The sequence below is a fragment of the Pseudoalteromonas sp. genome, assembly GCF_041629635.1.
In the GTDB taxonomy this organism is placed as follows: domain Bacteria; phylum Pseudomonadota; class Gammaproteobacteria; order Enterobacterales; family Alteromonadaceae; genus Pseudoalteromonas.
On the sequence record NZ_JBFKMX010000189.1, the window covers coordinates 1 to 5,381 of the forward strand.

The window sequence follows — 5,381 nt, forward strand, 5'->3', positions numbered from 1 at the left end:
ACCGGAGAATTTGCCGGCAATACCATGGCAACATCTTTAAATTCAGATCCTTGTGATTTATGTATGGTCATGGCATAAACAGTATCAAACTGGGGTAATCGCGTTGTTGAGATTACGCGCTCCGCACCTTGTTCGTCGATAAAACTTGCCATTAAACGGTCATTTTCATCGTTGATAATAATACCAATATCCCCATTAAATAGATTTAACTGGTAATTGTTTTCGCTTACCATAATTGGCATACCAATATAAAAAGCACCACTGCGCTGTATCAAGTTGCTGTTGCTTAACTCTTTTTCAATTTTAGTATTTAGCTCATTGGTGCCATAGGAGCCAACACGCGTAGCACAAAGCACTTGATAATTGGCAAAGGTACTGTGAATTTCACTAATTGATGCGCCTTGTTTTATTGCAGATAAATACGCTTCATACTTACTTGCAGCCCGTTCAATAAATACTTTGAAATCTGTCTCTAATGAGCTAAACGTTAGGTCGTTAAAATTATCTGAATAAACCTGATGTAACGCATTAATATCATTGCTGTTAACCGCTTTTGCCAAACGCCCAATACCACTGTCTGATTTAAAGCGATGACTCACCTGCAAAAAGGCTAAATTATCATTCAATAAATAATCTTTTTGCTGTGTCGCACTAATCGGCTTATCTAATAACTGTGCAAGTTGCTTTGCAGTTTGCCCACTGTAAGAATGATCTTTCCCTAATATCAATGGCTTACATAAGTCCGACAACACATTTCCAGTATCAACCGACGACAATTGATCTTTATCTCCTAATAAAATCACTCGGGCATGATTTGGTAATGCATCAAACAACTTAGCTAGCATGGCTAAGTCAACCATGGATGCTTCATCTAAAATAACTAAATCGACATCCAATGGGTTTTGTTGGTTATGACGAAATTTATTGGATAAATGGATCACCCCCAATAAACGGTGCAGCGTTTGCGCTGTATCAGGAATATGCTTTGCAATTTGCGAATCAATATTCAGAAACTGTTTTGCATTAGCAATCGACTCGCTTAATCTAGCAGCGGCTTTACCAGTAGGTGCAACAAGTTGTACTTTTAATGGCACTTCGCTGTAGAGCGATTGCAAAATTGCCAATAGTTTTGTCACTGTGGTGGTTTTTCCGGTACCAGGCCCGCCCGAAATAATACAAAAGCGCTTAAGGCAAGCAACCGCACACGCCACTTTTTGCCAATCTATGTCGTTGGTTGGTTCAAAATAGTTTGATAGCAAGTTTTTTAGTTGCTCATTATCTAAATTAGGTTCTAATGCGTTACGTGCTGTAATGGCATTAACAAACACCTTTTCATAATCGTCATAGCGGGCAAAATAAAGGTTGTCGTTATATAAACGCAGTGGCTTGTCATCACCTACCGCAATATGAGATGTCAGCAATGCTGCAAAATCATCTTGTGCGGTAAAAGGCGATTCTTTTTTACCATGGCTTGTTAACGCTAAATGAAATGGATCATCTCTATCAATGCTAGTAAGCGGTAAACACGAATGTTGCGAACGCACTGCACGGCTTAATAACAACACCAAATAAAATACGGGTGAATCTGATTCTGCTACTAAAATTTCAGCAAGTTGAATATCAAACGCATCGATTTTTTCATGTTCAATAAGTAACTTACGCATTGAATGTCCCCTTATCGAATAAACTATCGAGTGCCAATACTTGCTCTACACTAGGCTCTTTATAATAAACACCGTGACCTGATGGCATACCACGCATAAACAAATAAAAGCTGCCGCCCAAATGGGTATGAATATCATAATTACGAATACGGCTTTTTAATAAACGGTGAAGCGCAACGGTATACAGCAAATATTGCAAATGGTAATGGTGTGAACTCATAACACTTTCCATATTATCTTGGCTGTAATCATCCCCACTCTCACCTAAGTAATTCGACTTATAATCAAGCACATAATAACGCCCGTCATAACAGAAAATTAAATCGATGAAGCCCTTTAACATGCCACTAATGGTGGCATTGGTAAGTGGCGTAAAGTGGTCACGGCTTTGCGTTAATAAAATATCGTTTAGTTTACGGGTAACGAGTGCATTTACCGGCAGCATAAATTCCATTTCAATTAAACACTGCGCCATATTTAAATCACTCATTGCTACAGTAAGTGGCGCTAATGGCTTTGTAAGTAATTGCTGTATCCAATTTTCAACGACACTTTGCCATTCACTTTCTATTTGGTAAGCCAAGAGTTGTTTTTCAACTACCTCACTGAGCGCTAACTTTTGTTGATAAACAGGTGAGTTGGGTGCATTAAAATCAATTTCTTCCATAATGGCATGTAAGCAACTACCCGCATTTGCACCTTTTGGAAAACTAAACTCATTTTGTAATTGGGTAATGGCTGCTGTTTGCCAATCAAGCAAATGCATCTCGTCATTAGCACCTTGTTTATAGTCAAACGCTTCGCTATCGCCATGACTTACTTTTGTTAGCGATGAAAAGCTGGTTAATCGCCATTGATTAGGCACAGCTTGCTCTTTTTGTTTTACTAAGCACTCTGTATTTGCGCTGCTCTCTGATGTATAAATTTCAGCGGCTTCTGGCACAGAGTAACAGCTTGCGGTTAGCCCAGTATGCCCAGCACAAAAAGTGCTGAGTTGTGCGTACCAATCATGGCCGGTATCAATATCATCTTTATCAAACAACAAATGACCCAACGGCGTTTTGCTAATGCCAGGTTTTTTACTACGCCCGTCTTTGCAGTTATAAAGCCCCACTACCAAGTAGTGTACAGCCCGTGTAAGTGCCACGTAGAGCAAACGCAAATCTTCAGCAAGGCTCTCTTTATTGGCGATAGCTTTAGCGTCATCCGATGGGTTTAAATCGTAAATAAGATTGCCGTTTTCATCGTGGTATACCGCTTCGCTGTTTTCTCTAAAACTAGCGGCAAAAGGCATATAAACTACCGGGTATTCTAGGCCCTTCGAGCCATGCATTGTCACGATGTTGACCAATTGCTGATCGGTTTCTAAGCGAAGTTGCGATCCTTCTGCGGCAAATTTAGTAATTTGATCATGCAGCCAATGTAATAAACGATGATAGCTATTCAGTGACAGTTGTTTTTGCTGTAATAACTCACCTAAGTGACGAATATCCGTGAGTAAGCGCGCTACATCCCAGCCTTTTTGTTGCCAGCGGCTTGGCAGTGCGTTTTGCTCAACCAACGACTCAATAACCGCCATCACGCCTTTTTGCTGTAACAATAATTTAAGCGCGGCAAAGGTATCTAAGGTGTCTTCCCAAGCTTTGGTATTTTGCGTAAGTTGATGCACATCCGCATAATTAAGAGCAAAAAGCGGCCCAACTAACACCCCGCGAAAGGTTGCCTCATTATAGGGTGCAAGTAACGCAGATAAAAACGTCAATAGATGACTTGCTAACGTTGTTTCAAACACACTGTCACGAGAGAGAAACACGCTGGCAACGCCTAGTTTTTGCAGTGCAACTTTAATCAGATTCGCTTGGTTTCTATCACGCACCAATACCGCAATATCACTTGCTTTAAGAGGCGCTTGTTCGATTACGGCGCGTTTTTCTTTCCCAGCAATCAGTAAGGATGAAATTTGGGCTGCACAAATGCTAGCAAGCTGATTATCTCCGGAGCCCTTAGCTATGGTGTTGTCCAATTCATCAAGCACACAAAAATGAATGCCCAATTTGCCTTTACCATCCACAAATAAACCGTCTTCTTCACTTTTGCCAAAGGCATTTACTTTGGCAAAAGGAATGTCTTTATTGAAAATAAAGCTATCGTCTTTCAGCGAGAAAATACTATTTACGCCATCGACAATCTGCTTGGAAGAACGATAGTTGGTATCAAGCGTATAATGACTATCAATGGGTACTTGGTGTTTCGCATCAATGTAGGTAAATATATCAGCACCACGAAAGCCATAAATGGCTTGTTTCGGGTCACCAATCATAATCAGCGCATTGTTTTTGCCTGATACACTGCTATTGCGTAAATAGATATTGGCAAAAATACCGTATTGAATTGGATCGGTATCTTGGAACTCATCAATTAATGCCACTGGGTACTGCGCTAAAATAGCATTGGCAAGTTCACCGCTGGTGTTACTTTCAAGCGCTTGGCTTAAGTTCTTTAATAAGTCATCGGGGTTAATCAACTGATGCTTTTGTTTTTCACTTAAAAGCCAATCAACTAAATAATGATAAGCACTTATTAAAATAGAAACCGGCAGCGCAGCCTCAGCTTTTTCTTTAAGCACGCTTAATTCATCAAACTGTGCTGCAAGCGGATGAGTTACAGGTGATTTATCTTTTAAATAATTGCCTTTGTCGGCAAATGCTTGCTCACCCCATATTTCAAACGAACGATTTGAAGCGCCGATAAAGATAACCTCATCACTCTCACAATAATCCTTTAATAAGCCCAAGTTTTTACTGCTGGCAATCGGTTTAGACTTTTTAAATGGCGTATTCTCAATAAAACCAATAAATTCTTCTGCTAACACTTGTGCTTTTAAGTTTTTGGTTTTCTCAACTAACTGACTTTGTATTAATAACGCATCATCAAAGCTATATTGCGGGGTAATTTCTATGCCTGTGCGACTGAGCAAACTAAACAGGTTTTTAAGAATAGCATCTGGTGATGAAAAACACTTGGTGACTGCAGCATAACTTTGTTTATTTAGTGGAAATACAAACTGGCGCCAAAAATCTTTAATCGCCGTTTCAAGCAGTTCACTTTGATCCATAATAAACTGCAAATTAAACGCCATACCCGATTCAAACGCATGCTGCTTTAACATGCGTTGGCAAAAGCCGTGAATGGTAAATATCGCAGCATCATCGAGTGATTTAACTGCGCTATCAATGCGGTAAAATGCATTGTAGTGATCGTCAATCAATTCAAACAGCTGATTAACCACCTCGTCTTTTGTGTCTTTACCCAGCAGTTTATCGCGCAGCGTAATTAAGCGCTGGCGCACCCGGTCTTTAATTTCAGCGGTGGCGGCCTCAGTAAACGTCACAACCAAAATTTCTTCGATGCTAAGCGGCGTTTGTTTTTTACCCTCGATGCTAAAGCCCAGTAACAAGCGTAAATAAAGCGCAGTAATGGTGTAAGTTTTACCTGTACCGGCACTTGCTTCAATTAAGTTCGCGCCACACAGTGGCATCGCCATTGGATTAAGCTTTTGCATATTTATGCTCCGTTATAATGGCATCGACTGGTGCTAGGTAAGTTTCTGTTAAGGCGATAAATTCATCTGCCACACTCTCAAGCGTGGTGAAATCAAGTGAAATGTAAGGGTCACTTACCTCATTTCTGCCAACAAACGGCGTACCAGAGAAAACC

2 protein-coding genes are annotated in these 5,381 nt (G+C 40.3%); both read right to left on the reverse strand.

Annotation, left to right across the window (positions count from 1 at the left end):
* Positions 1–1,664: exodeoxyribonuclease V subunit alpha (recD, locus tag ABYD77_RS17485; protein WP_372771377.1), on the reverse strand; the 1,664-nt coding region annotated here is incomplete at its 3' end.
* Entirely contained in the window at positions 1,657–5,226 is a 3,570-nt protein-coding gene (gene recB, locus ABYD77_RS17490; RefSeq protein WP_372771378.1) for an exodeoxyribonuclease V subunit beta, read from the reverse strand. The genes recD and recB, both read right to left, overlap by 8 nt.
* Positions 5,227–5,381 lie beyond the last annotated feature (155 nt).